Raw genomic sequence first — 17,020 nt, 5'->3', positions numbered from 1 at the left:
CATAAGATTTCTGAGTTAGTTTTATGCAAAGATAGGATTTTTACAAATATTACCCCTCAGGTTTTTACATTGACCCATGTTTTACCCTAAGGGGTTCTTGTTGTTATGTATAAATTATGACGGGTTACAATAATCCATTAGACCTTATTTCGCATTTATTACTGCCTTTGACTGCAAATAATAATTCGTCAGACATCTGTTGCCCTTTCGTTAAACAGCCGTCTAACGCAAAGATAACAGATGTCTGACGCAAGGGCAATAACTGTTTAACGAATTAAGAATAGTAGCCGGACTATTTGTTGGCAATACATTTTCCTACTATCCATAGAGACTTTCTTTATTCTTTATGAGTTATCAAGAACATTACATCTTTAAATAAAAGTCTTTGGTCAGCGCAATGTACTCCGGGGTAAATTGTTCGTGTTTCTCTCCTTCTATGTAAAGACTGTCCTCAATACATGATATGCTTTGCCGGCCGAAAGTCAGCAACACGCGCCGGCAAGGTTTTCCGGGTTTGGTAAAAACATGCAAACGGCGATGTGGATGAAAATTATATTTCCAGGCCGTATCAATCACTGTTCTTTCAACTTCGGCCGGAATGATAATGCTTATAACTCCCTGTTCCGATAATAAGTGCGCCGAATGCCCAAAAAGAAGTTCATAGTTCAGCTCACTCGTGTGCCGTGCCATGCAGCGCTGATTGTCAGGGCATCTCAGGGCGTCAACAAAATAAGGCGGGTTGGAAACGATCAGGTCGAATTTATCTTCCGGGTGATACTTGCGGAAGTCGCAGCATACAACTTCCATCCGATTGCTCCAGGGGGACGATTGAATATTCTCTTGGGCTTGTGCCGCCGCTGCCGGATCTATCTCGACAGAGGTAATTACCGCTTCCGGATTACGCTGTGCTAATTGTAAGGATATTAAGCCACTACCCGCTCCTACATCAAGAATCCGTTTAACATCTTGAACCGGAGCCCACGCTCCTAATAACACCCCGTCTGTACCTACCTTCATGGCACATTTGTCGTGTCGGACGGTAAATTGTTTGAACTGAAAATAAGGATTCGGCATATTTGTCTTTGTTAATCGGACTCAAAAATAATCAAAGCCGACAAAATAACGGCAATTTTGGCATCGTTTTTGTCTTTTTAAAGAAAGGACACCCGTTTATACAGAAGAAATAGCTAACTTTGCAAGCGCCTTATTGGCCTGCCAATATGACATAAACTAAAAAGAATGAAATGAAGAAAAGAAATTACTTTAGTGATATCGAAGATAGGAATGAAAATGCATTTTCTGTAATTGCTGATTTTGAGGGGAATGAAGAACAATTGATGGATATTGAGGTTGATGAAATCCTTCCGGTATTGCCTCTTCGGAACATGGTTTTGTTTCCGGGTGTGTTTATGCCGGTATCCGTTGGAAGAAAGTCTTCCTTAAAATTGGTGCGTGAGGCAGAAAAGAAAAGTTCATATATAGCTGTAGTGTGTCAGAAAGCCGCTGATACGGAGGAGCCTGTACTTGAGGACTTGCATACAATCGGTACGGTTGCCAAGATTGTCCGTGTATTGGAAATGCCGGATCAGACAACGACTGTTATTCTGCAAGGTTCCAAACGCATTGAGTTGAAAGAAATAATGGAAGTGGCTCCTTATTTGAAAGGGCGTGTAACTACCCTCAATGAAGAGATACCTGCTAAAGATGACAAGGAATTTCAGGCATTGGTAGAAGCATGTAAGGATTTGACCGTGCGTTACATAAAATCCTCGGAAATGTTTCCGCAAGACTCTGCATTTGCCATCAAAAACATTAATAACCCGATGTTTTTGGTAGATTTTATCTGTACCAATCTGCCTTTGAAGAAGGATGAAAAGATAGAGTTGCTGCGTATTGACGCATTGCGTGCCCGCACTTATCGTTTGCTTGAGATTTTGAATCGGGAAGTGCAGCTTGCCGAGATCAAGGAGTCTATCCAAATGCGCGCCCGCGAGGATATAGACCAGCAACAGCGCGAATATTTCCTGCAACAGCAGATTAAAACCATTCAGGATGAATTGGGTGGTGGCAGCCAGGAGCAGGAGCTGGAAGAAATGCGCAAAAAAGCTGAAACCATAAAATGGAATGAAGAAGTAAAAAGTACATTCCTGAAAGAAGTGGATAAGTTGGAGCGCATGCATCCGCAATCGCCCGATTACAGTGTGCAACTGAACTACTTGCAGACTATGATGAGTTTGCCGTGGGGCGTTTATACAACGGATAATCTGAACCTGACTAATGCAGAGAAGACGTTGAATAAAGACCATTACGGCTTGGAGAAGGTAAAAGAGCGTATATTGGAGCACCTTGCCGTATTGAAGCTGAAAGGAGATATGAAGTCGCCTATCATCTGTCTGTATGGTCCTCCGGGTGTGGGTAAGACCTCTTTGGGGCGCTCTATAGCGGCTGCTTTGAAGCGGAAGTATATCCGTATGTCCTTGGGTGGCGTACATGATGAAGCGGAAGTACGCGGACACCGCAAGACGTATATCGGAGCAATGCCCGGACGTATTATCAAGAGTCTGGTTAAAGCCGGTTCTTCCAATCCCGTATTTATATTGGACGAGATAGACAAGGTGAGTGCCGACCGTCAGGGCGACCCTTCTTCCGCTCTGCTCGAAGTGCTTGATCCGGAACAGAATACTACGTTCCACGACAACTTCCTGGATGTGGATTATGACTTGTCGAAGGTGATGTTCATTGCTACCGCCAATAATCTGAACACAATTCCGGGGCCGTTGCTCGACCGTATGGAGTTGATTGAAGTAAGCGGCTACATAACCGAAGAAAAGATAGAAATTGCCCGTCGCCACTTGGTTCCGAAAGAGCTGGAAGCAAACGGTATGAAGAAGAGCGATATCAAGATTCCAAAGAATACGTTGGAAGCAATCATCGAGTCTTATACCCGTGAAAGCGGTGTACGTGAATTGGAAAAGAAGATTGGAAAAATTCTTCGCAAATCGGCTCGCCAATATGCCACGGACGGCTATTTCGCAAAAACAGAAATCAAGCCGGGCGATTTGTACGAATTCCTGGGTGCTCCCGAATATACACGCGACAAATATCAAGGCAATGAATATGCCGGTGTAGTTACGGGCTTGGCATGGACTGCTGTCGGCGGTGAGATTCTGTTTGTCGAAACCAGTCTCAGCCGCGGTAAAGGCGGTCGCTTGACACTGACCGGAAACCTGGGTGATGTAATGAAAGAATCGGCTATGCTGGCATTGGAGTATATCAAGTCTCATGCTTCGCTGCTGAATCTTGATGAAGAGATTTTCGACAATTGGAATATCCATGTTCATGTTCCCGAAGGAGCTATCCCCAAAGATGGCCCGTCGGCAGGTATAACAATGGCTACTTCGCTGGCATCCGCACTTACGCAGAGAAAAGTAAAGGCCAATCTTGCCATGACAGGCGAAATCACGCTGCGCGGAAAAGTTCTTCCCGTAGGTGGTATCAAGGAAAAGATTCTGGCTGCCAAACGTGCCGGTATCAAGGAGATTATCCTCAGCGACGAGAATCGTAAGAACATTGAAGAGATACAGGAAATTTATCTGAAAGGACTGACTTTCCACTATGTGAAAGACGTAAAAGAAGTGTTTGCCATTGCGCTGACTGATGAAAAGGTAGCTGATGCCATTGACTTGTCCGTTAAAAAAGAAAAGATAGAAAAGTAAGAAGAATGACATTTGAGTTACAGTATACAGACAGCAAGACAAATGCCCGTGCAGGTTTGATTACCACCGACCACGGACAGATTGAAACGCCTATCTTTATGCCGGTAGGTACGTTGGGAACCGTAAAAGGCGTGCATTTGACAGAGTTGAAAGAAGATATAAAGGCGCAGATAATATTAGGTAATACCTATCATCTTTATTTGCGTCCCGGATTGGATGTTATTGAAAAAGCCGGCGGATTGCACAAGTTCAACGACTTCGACCGTCCGATGCTGACCGATAGCGGCGGTTTTCAGGTCTTTTCCTTGGCAGGTATCCGCAAGTTGCGTGAAGAAGGTGCTGAGTTCCGTTCGCACATCGACGGAAGCAAACACATTTTCACTCCGGAAAGGGTAATGGATATTGAACGTACCATCGGGGCAGACATCATGATGGCTTTTGACGAGTGTACTCCGGGTGATGCAGAGTATGCCTATGCCAAGAAGTCCATGGAAATGACGCATCGTTGGCTGGACCGTTGTATCACGCGGTTCAATGAAACGGAACCCAAATACGGCTATCATCAGGCTCTTTTCCCTATCGTGCAGGGGTGTGTTTATCCCGACCTTCGCAAGCGCTCGGCCGAGTTCATAGCCTCCAAAGGAGCCGAGGGCAATGCCATCGGCGGTTTGGCTGTGGGCGAACCTACGGAGAAGATGTACGAAATGATAGAGCTGGTGAATGAGATACTGCCGAAGGACAAGCCTCGTTATCTGATGGGTGTAGGTACACCTGTGAACATTCTGGAAGGCATCGAACGCGGAGTTGACATGTTCGACTGCGTAATGCCTACACGTAACGGACGCAACGGTATGCTGTTTACAAAAGACGGTATCATCAACATGCGTAACAAGAAATGGGAAACCGACTTCTCTCCTATTGAGGCAGACGGTGCATCTTACGTAGATACATTATATAGTAAGGCCTATCTGCGCCACCTCTTCCATGCACAGGAGTTGCTGGCCATGCAGATTGCTTCCATTCACAATCTGGCATTTTACCTTTGGCTTGCCGGTGAAGCCCGCAAGCATATTATTGCCGGTGATTTCTCTACATGGAAACCGATGATGGTACAACGTGTATCGACAAGATTATGAGAAAGATTGACTGGAAGATGCTGAAAGACATCAAGCTGCCTGTCGGGAAAAATAAGTTCCTCAAGCGGTTGGACTGGTACATCATCAAGAAGTTCCTGGGAACATACGTGTTTGCCATAGCCCTGATTATTTCTATCGCCGTAGTATTCGACTTTAATGAAAAAATGGACCGCTTCATGTCTCATGAAGCGCCATGGCAAGCCATTATCTTCGATTACTACATGAACTTCATCCCCTACTTTGCCAATCTGTTCAGTCCGCTGTTTGTCTTCATCGCAGTAATCTTCTTTACTTCCAAACTTGCGGAGAACTCGGAGATTATCGCAATGTTCTCTACGGGAATGAGTTTTAAGCGCATGCTGCGTCCTTATATGGTGTCAGCGGCTATTATCGCAATCACTACGTTCTGTCTCGGTTCGTATGTCATTCCTAAAGGCAGTGTTACGCGACTTAATTTTGAGGATAAATACTATAAGCCCCGCAAGTCCACCACAGCCCGCAATATTCAGTTGGAGGTCGATTCGGGAGTCATTGCCTATATAGAGCGCTTTGAGGATTACAGCAAAACGGGTTACCGCTTTTCGCTCGATAAGTTTAAGGACAAACAGTTAGTGTCCCATCTTACCGCACGCAGCATTACTTACGATACAGCAGCCGTCCACAAATGGAAGGTGAAGGACTACATGATCCGTGAAATGGACGGTATGCGCGAAAGCATCGTTAAAGGAGAGCGGCTGGATACCATTCTCTTTATGGAACCTGCCGACTTCCTCATAATGAAAAACCAGCAGGAAATGCTCACCAGCCCTCAGTTGAGCGAGTACATAGACCGGCAACGGCAACGCGGTTTTGCCAATATCAAGGAGTTCGAGATAGAATATCATAAACGCATAGCCATGTCTTTTGCCTCGTTTATCCTGACGCTGATTGGCGTATCTCTTTCTTCGAAAAAGACAAAAGGCGGCATGGGATTGCACTTGGGCATAGGTTTGGGATTAAGTTTCTCGTATATCCTGTTCCAGACGATTGCCTCTACATTTGCAGTGAATGGTAATGTGCCGCCCGTCATAGCGGTATGGATACCGAACCTGCTTTATGCATTCATAGCATTCTATTTGTATAAGAAAGCGCCGAAGTAGGCAACTGTAGAAAGCTGTTGTCAAAGCATACCACAGAATAGTGTAAAAAATAAGAAGCCGTCCCGCTCTTGTGTTTCCACAAGTGCGGGACGGCTTTTTTGTTGTATTCATTTCCTCTTTTGTTTTGTTCTTCTTTCTTTTCAGGCGGACAGACCGCCTTTGTCGGAAGAATCCCCACTTTCTTCTTACAGGTTCTTTAATCCCTTCATTGCCATGCTGTGCATTGAAGCGCTTAATTCAAGTAAGCCGAAAGCTCTGCAGCAGAGATGTTTTTGGCAATAATCACACCATTTTCATCCAGTAAATAGTTAGTAAATCCGCGACCTAAGCGATATTTCTTGAATAAGCCGGAGGACTCGCCTTTAGTTTCCACGAAACAGGTGGGCGTAACTATTTGGTCCTTACGAACGGTTTCCTTAAAGATAGACTGATACTCATCGAATGAGACGGAAACCATTTCTACATTTTCATTGCGGGAAGCGGAACGAAGCACATTGCTCAAACTCGCGTTTTGCATCCGGGAGTGCGCGTCATAACTTGCCCAAAAGCTAAGCAACACATATTTGCCTTTCATGTCCGAAAGTTCGGCTAACGGTTGCCCGGCAGACATAGATTGGATTTTGAAGTCCGGGGCTATGTCACCCACATTCAAACCGCCGGTCGGTTTGTCTTTTTCTACAAAAGAAGTCAAGGAACCAATTAGTAATACAACAAAAATCCATTTTACATATTTCATGTAACACGATTTTGGTTAATACTATCCGGGACTGTCCTTTTTGGCAGTGATTTCTTCCCGGAATGTCATCTTCTCAGACCTTGCAATGAGAGGAATTCATTGATACTCAAAGCCTTTAATTCTGAAATCGGGTGCAAAGGTAAGTAATTCTTAAAGAAACTTCCAAATAAACAAGCGATTTTCTCACTTTTTCAGTGCAATTTTTTATGTTATTTAGCATAAAAGGCGGGATTTTTCCTTACTTTTGTGGCTTGTTATCCTATTAATAGACAACTTATGAAACCATTAAGTACAGAACTTATCCTGATCCGCGTAACAGGTGAAGACCGTCCGGGACTGACGGCTTCGGTTACAGAAATTCTTGCCAAGTACGATGCAACTATCCTTGACATCGGACAAGCCGACATCCATAACACCCTGTCGTTAGGTATTTTATGTAAGACGGAAGAACAACATTCCGGCTTTATCATGAAAGAGCTGCTTTTCAAGGCATCGTCCTTGGGTGTCACCATCCGTTTCTACCCTATTACAGCAAAAGAATATGAGGACTGGGTGAGCATGCAGGGCAAGAACCGTTACATTCTCACGTTGCTCGGACGTAAGTTGTCTGCCCGTCAGATTTCGGCGGTGACCCGTATTCTGGCGGAGCAAGGAATGAACATTGATGCCATCAAACGTCTTACAGGACGTATTCCGTTGGACGAATGTGATACAAAGACGCGTGCCTGCATTGAATTTTCCGTACGAGGCACCCCTAAAGACCGTATCGGCATGCAAGAAGAACTGATGCGGCTGGCCAGTGAGCTGGAAATGGATTTCTCTTTCCAACTGGATAATATGTATCGCCGTATGCGCCGCCTTATCTGTTTTGATATGGACTCCACACTGATAGAGACCGAAGTTATCGACGAACTGGCCATTCGTGCAGGTGTCGGCGAGCAGGTAAAGGCTATCACGGAACGTGCCATGCGGGGAGAAATAGACTTTACGGAGAGCTTCCGCGAACGGGTGGCATTATTGAAAGGATTGGACGAGTCTGTCATGCAGGAGATTGCCGAGAACCTGCCTATTACGGAGGGGGTCGACCGACTGATGTATGTTCTGAAGAAATATGGTTATAAAATAGCTATTCTTTCAGGTGGTTTCACTTACTTCGGGCATTATCTCCAGCAGAAATACGGCATTGACTATGTATATGCCAATGAACTGGAAATAGAGAATGGCAAACTGACCGGACGTTATCTCGGCGATGTGGTGGACGGCAAACGCAAAGCGGAACTGCTGCGTCTGATAGCGCAGGTTGAGAAAGTGGATATAGCACAGACCATTGCAGTAGGTGACGGAGCCAATGACTTGCCGATGCTGGGGATAGCCGGATTGGGCATCGCTTTTCATGCCAAGCCTAAAGTTGTGGCAAATGCCAAGCAGTCCATTAATACCATCGGCTTGGACGGAGTGCTTTATTTCTTGGGATTCAAGGATTCCTATATAGATATTCCGCGGTAAAATAAGTCCGTACGATAAAATTCACAGGCTCCTGCGATAATTAATTATCATAGGAGCCTGTTTTTTAAGCGGGCTTATTTTGTTCTGCCCCCGGTTTGCATTATCTTTGCAGCAAATATAAAGAAATACATGAAGTTTTCTGAACTAAATTTAAATGACAATGTGCTTGAAGCACTGGACGCAATGCGCTTTGACGAGTGCACTCCGATACAAGAAAAATCAATACCTGTTATACTCGAAGGCCGGGATTTGATAGCTGTTGCACAAACCGGGACCGGAAAAACAGCTGCCTATCTGTTACCTATATTGAACAAGCTTTCAGAAGGCGGGCATCCCGAAGATTCCATCAACTGTATAGTAATGGCCCCTACACGGGAACTGGCTCAGCAGATAGACCAGCAGATGGAAGGTTTCTCCTATTTCATGCCGGTGAGCAGCGTGGCCGTGTACGGCGGTAATGACGGAGTGCTTTTCGAGCAGCAAAAAAGAGGACTGACTTTGGGAGCGGATGTTGTAATCGCTACTCCGGGACGTCTGATAGCTCATCTCAGTCTGGGATATGTAGACCTTTCACGCGTTTCCTATTTCATTTTGGATGAAGCAGACCGTATGCTCGATATGGGATTTTATGATGACATTATGCAGATTGTGAAATTCCTGCCTAAGGAGCGTCAGACCATTATGTTTTCGGCTACGATGCCTGCCAAGATACAACAGTTGGCGCAAAACATTCTGCATAATCCGGCAGAAGTGAAACTTGCCGTTTCCAAACCTGCCGAGAAAATCGTACAGGCTGCCTATATATGCTATGAGAACCAGAAATTGGGTATCATCCGCAGTCTTTTCGCCGAGCAGACACCCGAACGTGTCATTATCTTCGCTTCTTCCAAGTTGAAGGTGAAAGAGGTGGCCAAAGCCCTGAAGCAAATGAAGCTGAACGTTGGGGAAATGCACTCCGACCTTGAGCAGGCGCAGCGTGAGGAAGTAATGTACGAGTTCAAGGCGGGACGAATCAATATTCTGGTTGCCACCGATATTGTGGCGCGCGGTATCGATATAGATGACATCCGTCTGGTTATCAATTATGATGTGCCGCATGACAGTGAAGATTACGTGCACCGCATCGGACGTACGGCACGTGCCAACAATGACGGTGTAGCCCTTACTTTCGTCAATGAAAAGGAACAGACGAATTTCAAGAGCATAGAGAATTTCCTGGAAAAAGAAATCTATAAGATACCTGTGCCGGAAGAGTTGGGTGAAGCTCCCGAATACAAGCCGCGCTCCAATGACGGACGCAAACGCAGCAGCTTTAAAGGCGGCGGACGCCGGAACAACGGAACCGGCAAAGGCGGCAACAGAAATAATAACAAACGCAGGGACGGCAGCAAAAAGCCCACTCAGGCAAAGAAGCAGGAATAATAAAAAAAGCGGAATTTATTCCGCTTTTTTTATGTCCATCCGATTATCGAATCCGATGGTAATATCTGCCAGACTATATACGGAGCTTTCCGGCACGCGTAAGGTTGCCTGATATTGGTAGCCTTTATTATCAACTCCCATAAAATTCATATCGGCAAGAATCATCTGGCTCAGAATATCTTCGGGAAAGATGCCGGTAAATGCCTTCTTGGTAATGTCTTTGCCATACAACATTCGTCTGCCCTCATACACGCAAATATGTATGACATTGTCATAATAGACATTGTCCACGCTGATGCCACCCTCTGAATAGGATGAGCGGATAACTTTCATTGTCGAAGGGTTGACGTACACATATCCCCGGTAGCGTGTGCCTTTGTACATCACTACGCTGTCCTTTTTCACCACTTCCGTGGTGGGTATGACTTCCACTTCCTTGTTATCAAAGGCGAGTATATCCTCCGGATTTTCCGATTTATGCAGTTTTATAATCTCATCCGCCAATGAATGAAACCAGAAGCTGTATTCTGTCTGTCGGTCAATCTTGTAAGTCACGGTATGATTGCCGTACACATACATCGTATCTCGTATAATCTTGAATGATACGGGGATATTCTGAGGATCGGCATAGTATATGGTATCTCCTTCTATACGCATCAGGGGCAGTTCGGTTTCATCATTTATCCAGACACCCTGAAGCAGAGCCTTGGCCATAGCGTCTTCTTCGACTGTTTTTTGCTCTTTACCATTACCGCATGCAGCCAACGCTATGACGCAGCACAACTCTATTACGAGTTTTTTCATGTCTATCTCCTTCCTTTATTTACCTATACAGTGGTAGGTAAATCCAAGTTCTTCTATTTCTTTCTTTTCGTAGATATTACGACCGTCCAGTAACACCGGGGTTCTCATGGCTTTTTTGATAACGGCCCATGACGGCAGGCGGAATTCTTTCCATTCCGTCACCAGCATCAAGGCATCCGCATCGAGTGCGGCATCGTACATATCGGTGGCATAGCAGACGCTGTCGCCTATCCTGCGGCGGCACTCCGTCATGGCAGCCGGATCGTACACACGCACTTTACAACCGGCATTCAGCAACTTGTCAATCAGAATCAGCGAAGGCGCCTCGCGCATGTCGTCTGTTTCCGGCTTGAAAGCCAATCCCCACAAGGCAATTGTCTTATCGCGCAAATCGCCGTTGAAGTGGCGTTGTAGTTTTTCAAACAAGATGCTTTTCTGCTTTTCATTGACTTCCTCTACAGCCTGGAGCACACGCATCCGGTAACCGTTCTGTTCGGCGGTCTTGATTAATGCCTTTACGTCTTTCGGGAAGCACGAACCGCCATATCCGATGCCCGGATAGAGGAACTTACGGCCGATACGCGTATCGGAACCGATGCCGCTGCGTACCATATTGACGTCGGCTCCCACCAGTTCGCACAGGTTGGCAATGTCGTTCATGAAGCTGATGCGGGTGGCAAGCATGGAGTTGGCTGCGTATTTGGTCATTTCGGCAGACGGAATATCCATGAAGATAACGCGGAAGTTGTTCAGCAGAAACGGTTTGTAAAGTTTGCTCATCAGTTTCTTTGCACGTTCGGACTCCACTCCCACCACTACCCGGTCGGGGCTCATGAAGTCTGCTACCGCATTTCCTTCTTTCAGAAATTCGGGATTGGAAGCTACATCGAAGTCTATCTGTACTCCCCGCTTATCCAATTCGTCCTGGATAGCCATGCGCACCTTTCCGGCGGTGCCTACGGGCACGGTGCTTTTGGTTACCACCAATACATATTTCGTCATGTTACGCCCGATGGTACGCGCCACTTCAAGCACATAACTCAGGTCTGCACTGCCATCCTCGTCGGGCGGAGTACCCACGGCGCTGAATATAACATCCACTTCGTTCAGGCAACTTTCCAGAGAAGTCGTGAATTGCAGGCGTCCTGCTTTCGCGTTCCGGTTTACCATTTCCTCCAATCCGTTTTCGTAGATTGGGATAATACCCTGCTTCAATGCTTCTATCTTTTCGCTGTTTGTGTCGACGCAAATGACATTGACACCTATTTCAGCAAAACAAGTACCGGTTACCAAACCGACGTACCCCGTACCAACAATGGCTATCTTCATATCTTATTCAAAATATTCCGCATCTTTGAAAGATACGGCATGTCCGTCTTTCTCCGATAATATGAACTGAGATTCCGCAACCGGCCAGTCGATGCCTATGGTTTCATCATTGAAGCGAATCGACGCTTCCGCCTGCGGAGCATAACCGTTATCTACTTTGTAGGTAAAGATTGCCTCTTCGCTCAGTACCAGAAAGCCATGGGCAAATCCGCGGGGAATAAAGAACTGACGCTTGTTCTCTTCGCTCAGTTCCACGCTGACGTACTTGCCGAACGTAGGAGAAGAACGGCGTAAATCGACCGCAACATCCAAAACTTTACCTTTTATGACACGTACCAGTTTCGCCTGGCTGTATTCGCCTTTCTGGTAATGCAACCCGCGCAGTACGCCGAAAGAGGATTTTGATTCGTTGTCCTGTACAAAATGTACATCGCCGATATTGGCACGGAATTCTTCTTCCTTAAAGGCTTCCATGAAGTAGCCGCGTGCATCATTGAACACTTTCGGTTCGATGATCCATACGCCGTCAATTTCTGTCTGTATGTAGTTCATTGCTTTAGAATGTTTTATGTATTTTCATTTGAAATCCGAAGTTGTCTCCGTATATATCTCCCATGTCCAAAGCGAGAGAGGCGTTGAAATTCCAGCCTTTCCATCTTTCGGGAGAATAAGAGAACGAGGCATAGGCCGAAAAGTTCTCCAGAATATCCAGTGTGGGAGCACCGGGAGTACCCCATGTTCTGTTGTGGCTCATTTTGGCTATGTAGCTCCATTCGGAAGTTATTTGTCCGCTCCAGCCGATGTGCAGCGCTTTTATGCGGTTGTACTTGAACGTCATGTCACCGTCCTGGTTATAGATAGGCGAAGCAATCAGAGGATTGGCTATCATCATGCCCCAATGCGCCCAGCCGGGGTAAAGGCCGTTGTTGTAATAGTTGTCGGAACCGCCGGTCTTGTGTACGGGGCCTTCTTCGGGTTCGTGCAAGCCGTGCAGCGGACCGCTCATATTGGTGGTCTGCAGGAACTCGAACACAACCGCATTGACGGGCTTGAAGTTGTTGAAGTTCATTTCAAGTCCCCACAATCCGTCCCAACCGTTCTGCTTGCCCATAGCGGAGAAGTCGTCGAAATGATTGCACAGGTATGCGCTGATAGAGAATTTATCGGAACGGTGGGTCAGCTTTATCTGTTCGCTGCCCAGGAAGTTGCCCTGATAGAAGTTACTGTCGTTCCAGGGTTTGTCTTCACCGCCGGAGCCGGGGATAAATACTCTGAAATAATCTTTCAGCGTATTGCCCAGATTTACCATGCTGCCGTCCGCATTCACCAGTGTTCCGCCGAATTGCGTATCGAGCGTCATGCCGATGTCGAGCTGCCATTTCCCGTTGGGCACGCCGACGCGGACAAATCCTTCTTTATGATGATATTTGATGTCTTTTGTGTACCAATGCCCAGCTCCTACCTTCCGTTCCTGGTAGTTGTTATCGGTGAACCATCCGTAAGAGATTTCACCTTTAATGGCGAAACGCGGAAGGACATACAAGTATTCGGGGATGCCTATCATTATTTGCGGAATCGGCCTCGCGTTGCCCGACCATGTCATGTCGCCGCTACTCAAAGCGTTATTCAGCAATGGAGCGCCTTTCTCGCGGCTTCCGGCAAAAATTCCCAGCCACTTGTAACGTGCATCTATATAGGCCTGCTGGATAAAAATGTCTTTATCGCCCTTGAAGTTCATGCCCACGGCTGCTACCATGTCCAGCTTTTCTTCGAACTTCCACTTGCCGAGCCGGTGTTTGTAGCCCAGTCCGCCCCGTATATACGTATTGTCGTAAATAGAACCGAGCCCCTGTTGGTTGCTCACTTGCCACAAAGGAGTATTGTCGCCCGTGTGCACGGTGGCTCCGTATTCCACAAAAGGCGAAACCTGTGCCGTTGCCATACCGCTACCTGCAAGAATAATGGCCAACAAACAGATAGGAATACGCATTACGGCAAATAGTCTGTATTTGGTTAAGTGCTGACAGTTATCTGTGTTCATTATCGAATATATAATATAGTTTATAGTCCTGATTAAAGAGAAACGTAGAAAACGGTGCAAAAGTAGGAAAAAAATCTAATATATCGGTCATGGGCGATAAAGGAGTTTCCAAAGTTTGCCGTGTTTATAAATTCTTAGTAAGAAAAGCAGCCCGAAAGTGGCATATATCCGATAAAACCGCTACTTTTGTAGCATGATTGAATTAGCACAGCACATAGAAGCATTATTATTGGAGAATGATTGTGTCATTGTTCCGGGGTTGGGCGGATTTGTCGCTCACTACACTCCGGCAATGAGAGTGGCGGAAGAAAATACGTTTTTGCCCCCTACCCGCATCATCGGCTTCAATCCGCAACTGAAGATGAACGACGGGCTGTTGGTACAATCCTACATGGCTGTGTATGATACGGATTTTTCCGATGCCACCAGGATTGTAGGCAAATCGGTGAAAGAACTGCTGGCTCTTCTTCATGAGAATGGAAAAGCGGATTTGCCCAATATCGGCGAATTGCGCTATAACATTCATGATTCCTACGATTTCACACCTTACGATGATAAGCTTACCACTCCTTACTTATACGGGCTTGGCAGTTTTGAAATGCAGGAACTGGCAGTCTTGCACAAGCCCTGCCGGAACGGAAGCAAGACTATTCCTTTCGCACCGGTTGTCCGGGAAGAAAAGAAGCGTAAGTATGGGATGCGAATCAACACTTCTTATCTGGCGAATGCCGTTGCCATGATTGCCGTTGCGGCTCTGTTCTTTTTTCTTCCCGCACCCGTAGAAAACACCGAAGTGATGGAAGCCAACTATGCGCGGCTGCTGCCCGGTGATTTGTTCGGGCAGATAGAAAAGCAGTCATTGGCCATCACTCCGATTGTCATCCATCAGCAGGAGACGGGTAAGAAGGCGAAAACCACCCGTAGCGCCGGCAAGAAACCGGTTGCTCCCGTTGCCGTAAAAGAAGTAAAAGTCCGTCAGCAGACTGCAACAATTGCGGCTCAGCCTAAAGCAGCGCCCACAGTTGCCGCTCCTGCCGTTCAAGCCGTAAAGACACCTTATCATATTATCATAGCCAGCGTGGGTTCTGAAAAAGACGCCGACACCATGGCACAGCAGTTGGTTGCCAAAGGTTATGCAGGAGCTAAAGCGATTATCGGCGACGGCAAGATGCGCGTCAGCATTCAGTCCTGTGCCACGGAAAAAGAGGCATACCGCGCCTTGAACCTGATTCGCCAGAATGAAGCATACAAGAGTGCCTGGGTTCTGAAAAGATAATTTTCTTCACAGTCAATTATTAACCATCAACTATTCCGACAATTCAATGAAACGTATCCGTTGCCCCAAATGTGAGAACTATCTGACTTTCGACGAAACAAAATATACGGAAGGCCAGTCCCTGGTATTTGTCTGCGAGAACTGTAAGAAGCAGTTCAGCATACGTTTGGGCAAGACAAAGATGAAAGCTCCGCAGAAAGAGGAGAATCCGGACGAAACCGAATACAAGGAAGCCTTCGGAAGCATTACGGTCATTGAGAATGTTTTCGGATTCAAGCAAGTGCTGCCGCTACAGGAGGGAGACAATAAAATCGGCCGCCGCTGCGTAGGGACGGTTGTCAATGTCCCGATAGAAACCTCGGACATGAGCATGGACCGTACGCACTGCATTATCAATGTGAAGCGCAACAAGCAAGGCAACCTTATCTATACCCTGCGCGACGCCCCCAGCCTGACGGGCACTTTCCTGAACAATGAAATTCTGGGTGACAAAGACCGTATCCGCATTGAAGACGGAGCCATTGTAACCATCGGCGCCACCACTTTTATTCTTCGGGCGGCGGAGTAAAGAGATTGCCTTTCCGGTTTATCCACCAATAGCGTATAAACAATACTCCGGTGAAGATGAGCGCAAGCGACAGCCCGGTATAGAACACCGAAATAAATGCGTCCGGCAATATATGGAACGAGCGCATCGTGACGCCGAACGTTATCATGAAGACCATTACAATCCAGCCTTTTACGTCAAAGAAAGAAAAAGGGCAGTTCTTCTCTTTCTTCTTTTCTCCGATACGTTTGGTGTGCTTGTAATAAAGCCTTTTGAAAACAAACAAAAAGAAGAGAAGGAACACGACTGTGGCCTCTCCTATCTTGAAAAGCCAGTATTGGGAATCTGTCAGCCATGTCATTATTCCTATCCTGAAGATATTGGCCCCGGCTATAATCCATACCACTCCGGCGGTTATAAGCAATACTTTTCTGTTTACTCCGTATTTCATGTTTCCGTTTTGTATAATCCTGCTGATACAGGGAACAAAGATAGTGAAAATATGTTCGTAAATTCATATTGTGTACCTTGCTGGCGGTCAGTTGTATGCATGTACCAATAAATTTCTTTGCTTGGTACTGTCCATACCACAGTTTGGTACGAGAAGTACCTTACTAAGGTACGGCGCGTACCACTGCGTGGTACAAGAGCTACCAACGGTTGGTATTCCCTGTACCACCTGCCGGTAGTTGAGGTATCCTGTGGTGGAATGCCGGCTACCCTGCGGTGGAATACCGACAGTGTGCTTACCAGTCGTATTCCTCGGTGTACCGATCGAACTGTATCTCCTCTTTCCAGCCATGCTTCCGGCATACCTGGCGGATGCACTCCTGCTGCTTCGGAGTAAGTCCCAGCTTCTGGTTGCGATACCGGTAATAGGGCGAATGGTTGAATATGGCTTCCAGATTGAGGTGAATGGCACGGGAGATGCGTGCGGGCATATCATCGTAAAGCTTCTTGAAGCCCCATGCCACCCGTATTTTCTTGTTGCTGCGGAAGTGCGGGCACTCCTTCCCTGCTGCCGGATAGCAGAGGGGGTTGATGACGGACAGCCGGATGTTTTGCGCCGTGGTGTATTGTGTCATACTGTGCCGCAGGCAGTTTTCGGCTTTCGGGCATCGGGTGTTGAAGCACAATGTGTATTGGGCTGCTTGATTGTTTAAGTCGGAGTTGTTTTCCATTAGTTATCAGAATTTTGATGAATATCGCTTTATCCGGTAAAGATACGCGAAAAAATCCGACCGGCACCATATAACGGCTGTTTTATTGGGTAGGTCGGGCATAAAAAAACAAGAAGGTGTGTCAAAATGCACACCTTCATTATTTTACGTACAAAGCCCCGACTTTCACAAGCTGGGGCTTTGTTAT

15 protein-coding genes are annotated in these 17,020 nt (G+C 46.4%); 7 read left to right on the top strand and 8 right to left on the bottom strand.

Annotated elements, in window-relative coordinates:
- Positions 1–363: 363 nt before the first annotated feature.
- Positions 364–1,074 (bottom strand): tRNA1(Val) (adenine(37)-N6)-methyltransferase, encoded by a 711-nt coding sequence (locus tag AB5903_RS19805; protein WP_005654175.1) that lies wholly within the window; start codon positions 1,072–1,074, stop codon positions 364–366.
- 170 nt (positions 1,075–1,244) lie between these two features.
- On the opposite strand from AB5903_RS19805, the gene lon reads away from it, so the two are divergent.
- The 3 genes from lon to AB5903_RS19790 are packed head-to-tail and all read left to right on the top strand — an operon-like array spanning position 1,245 to position 5,991.
- The gene (lon, locus tag AB5903_RS19800) at positions 1,245–3,716 is read left to right on the top strand and encodes an endopeptidase La (protein WP_005654173.1); all 2,472 of its coding nucleotides are present in this window, start codon (positions 1,245–1,247) and stop codon (positions 3,714–3,716) included.
- A gap of 5 nt (positions 3,717–3,721) precedes the next feature.
- Complete coding sequence (tgt, locus tag AB5903_RS19795; protein WP_005654171.1) at positions 3,722–4,852, top strand: tRNA guanosine(34) transglycosylase Tgt; 1,131 nt, start codon at positions 3,722–3,724, stop codon at positions 4,850–4,852.
- Positions 4,849–5,991: an LptF/LptG family permease gene (locus tag AB5903_RS19790; RefSeq protein ID WP_005654169.1), complete on the top strand. Its 1,143-nt coding sequence runs from the start codon at positions 4,849–4,851 to the stop codon at positions 5,989–5,991. The genes tgt and AB5903_RS19790 overlap by 4 nt, the downstream gene beginning before the upstream one ends.
- A 232-nt stretch (positions 5,992–6,223) precedes the next feature.
- Here the strand turns inward: AB5903_RS19790 and AB5903_RS19785 are convergent, their stop codons facing one another.
- Positions 6,224–6,727 carry a thioredoxin family protein gene (locus AB5903_RS19785; RefSeq protein ID WP_005654168.1) on the bottom strand — a complete coding sequence of 168 codons (504 nt, stop codon included), beginning with the start codon at positions 6,725–6,727 and terminating at the stop codon, positions 6,224–6,226.
- Between the two features lie 276 nt (positions 6,728–7,003).
- Between AB5903_RS19785 and serB the strand changes: the two genes are divergently transcribed.
- Complete coding sequence (gene serB / locus AB5903_RS19780; protein ID WP_005654165.1) at positions 7,004–8,233, top strand: phosphoserine phosphatase SerB; 1,230 nt, start codon at positions 7,004–7,006, stop codon at positions 8,231–8,233.
- Positions 8,234–8,362: 129 nt separating this feature from the next.
- On the top strand, positions 8,363–9,655 hold the full coding sequence (locus AB5903_RS19775; RefSeq protein ID WP_022104359.1) for a DEAD/DEAH box helicase: 1,293 nt from the start codon (positions 8,363–8,365) through the stop codon (positions 9,653–9,655).
- A gap of 15 nt (positions 9,656–9,670) precedes the next feature.
- Here the strand turns inward: AB5903_RS19775 and AB5903_RS19770 are convergent, their stop codons facing one another.
- The 4 genes from AB5903_RS19770 to AB5903_RS19755 are packed head-to-tail and all read right to left on the bottom strand — an operon-like array spanning position 9,671 to position 13,778.
- Positions 9,671–10,459: a DUF4738 domain-containing protein gene (locus AB5903_RS19770; protein WP_272710768.1), complete on the bottom strand. Its 789-nt coding sequence runs from the start codon at positions 10,457–10,459 to the stop codon at positions 9,671–9,673.
- 15 nt (positions 10,460–10,474) lie between these two features.
- Positions 10,475–11,788 (bottom strand): UDP-glucose/GDP-mannose dehydrogenase family protein, encoded by a 1,314-nt coding sequence (locus AB5903_RS19765; protein ID WP_016662614.1) that lies wholly within the window; start codon positions 11,786–11,788, stop codon positions 10,475–10,477.
- A gap of 3 nt (positions 11,789–11,791) precedes the next feature.
- Entirely contained in the window at positions 11,792–12,340 is a 549-nt protein-coding gene (gene rfbC / locus AB5903_RS19760) for a dTDP-4-dehydrorhamnose 3,5-epimerase (protein ID WP_005654157.1), read from the bottom strand.
- A 4-nt stretch (positions 12,341–12,344) separates the two neighbouring features.
- Positions 12,345–13,778, bottom strand: coding sequence for a capsule assembly Wzi family protein (locus AB5903_RS19755; RefSeq protein ID WP_034536201.1), 1,434 nt, complete (start codon positions 13,776–13,778; stop codon positions 12,345–12,347).
- 244 nt (positions 13,779–14,022) lie between these two features.
- Here AB5903_RS19755 and AB5903_RS19750 point away from each other — a divergent pair, with 244 nt between their 5' ends.
- On the top strand, positions 14,023–15,105 hold the full coding sequence (locus AB5903_RS19750) for an SPOR domain-containing protein (RefSeq protein WP_005654152.1): 1,083 nt from the start codon (positions 14,023–14,025) through the stop codon (positions 15,103–15,105).
- Between the two features lie 46 nt (positions 15,106–15,151).
- Positions 15,152–15,673: an FHA domain-containing protein gene (locus AB5903_RS19745; RefSeq protein ID WP_005654150.1), complete on the top strand. Its 522-nt coding sequence runs from the start codon at positions 15,152–15,154 to the stop codon at positions 15,671–15,673.
- Here AB5903_RS19745 and AB5903_RS19740 read toward each other — a convergent pair.
- Together AB5903_RS19740 and AB5903_RS19735 are read right to left on the bottom strand one after the other, a co-directional pair.
- Positions 15,651–16,103, bottom strand: coding sequence for a hypothetical protein (locus AB5903_RS19740; RefSeq protein WP_005654148.1), 453 nt, complete (start codon positions 16,101–16,103; stop codon positions 15,651–15,653). The genes AB5903_RS19745 and AB5903_RS19740 overlap by 23 nt on opposite strands.
- A gap of 295 nt (positions 16,104–16,398) precedes the next feature.
- Positions 16,399–16,833, bottom strand: a complete 435-nt coding sequence (locus tag AB5903_RS19735; protein WP_005654145.1) for a DUF6078 family protein — start codon at positions 16,831–16,833, stop codon at positions 16,399–16,401.
- Positions 16,834–17,020 lie beyond the last annotated feature (187 nt).

The sequence above is a fragment of the Bacteroides sp. 2201st1_D9_2201SCRN_220225 genome, from assembly GCF_040928965.1.
GTDB lineage: Bacteria > Bacteroidota > Bacteroidia > Bacteroidales > Bacteroidaceae > Bacteroides > Bacteroides stercoris.
The sequence above is the reverse complement of the archived record's forward strand: the minus strand, read 5'-3'. Positions and strand labels throughout refer to the sequence as shown.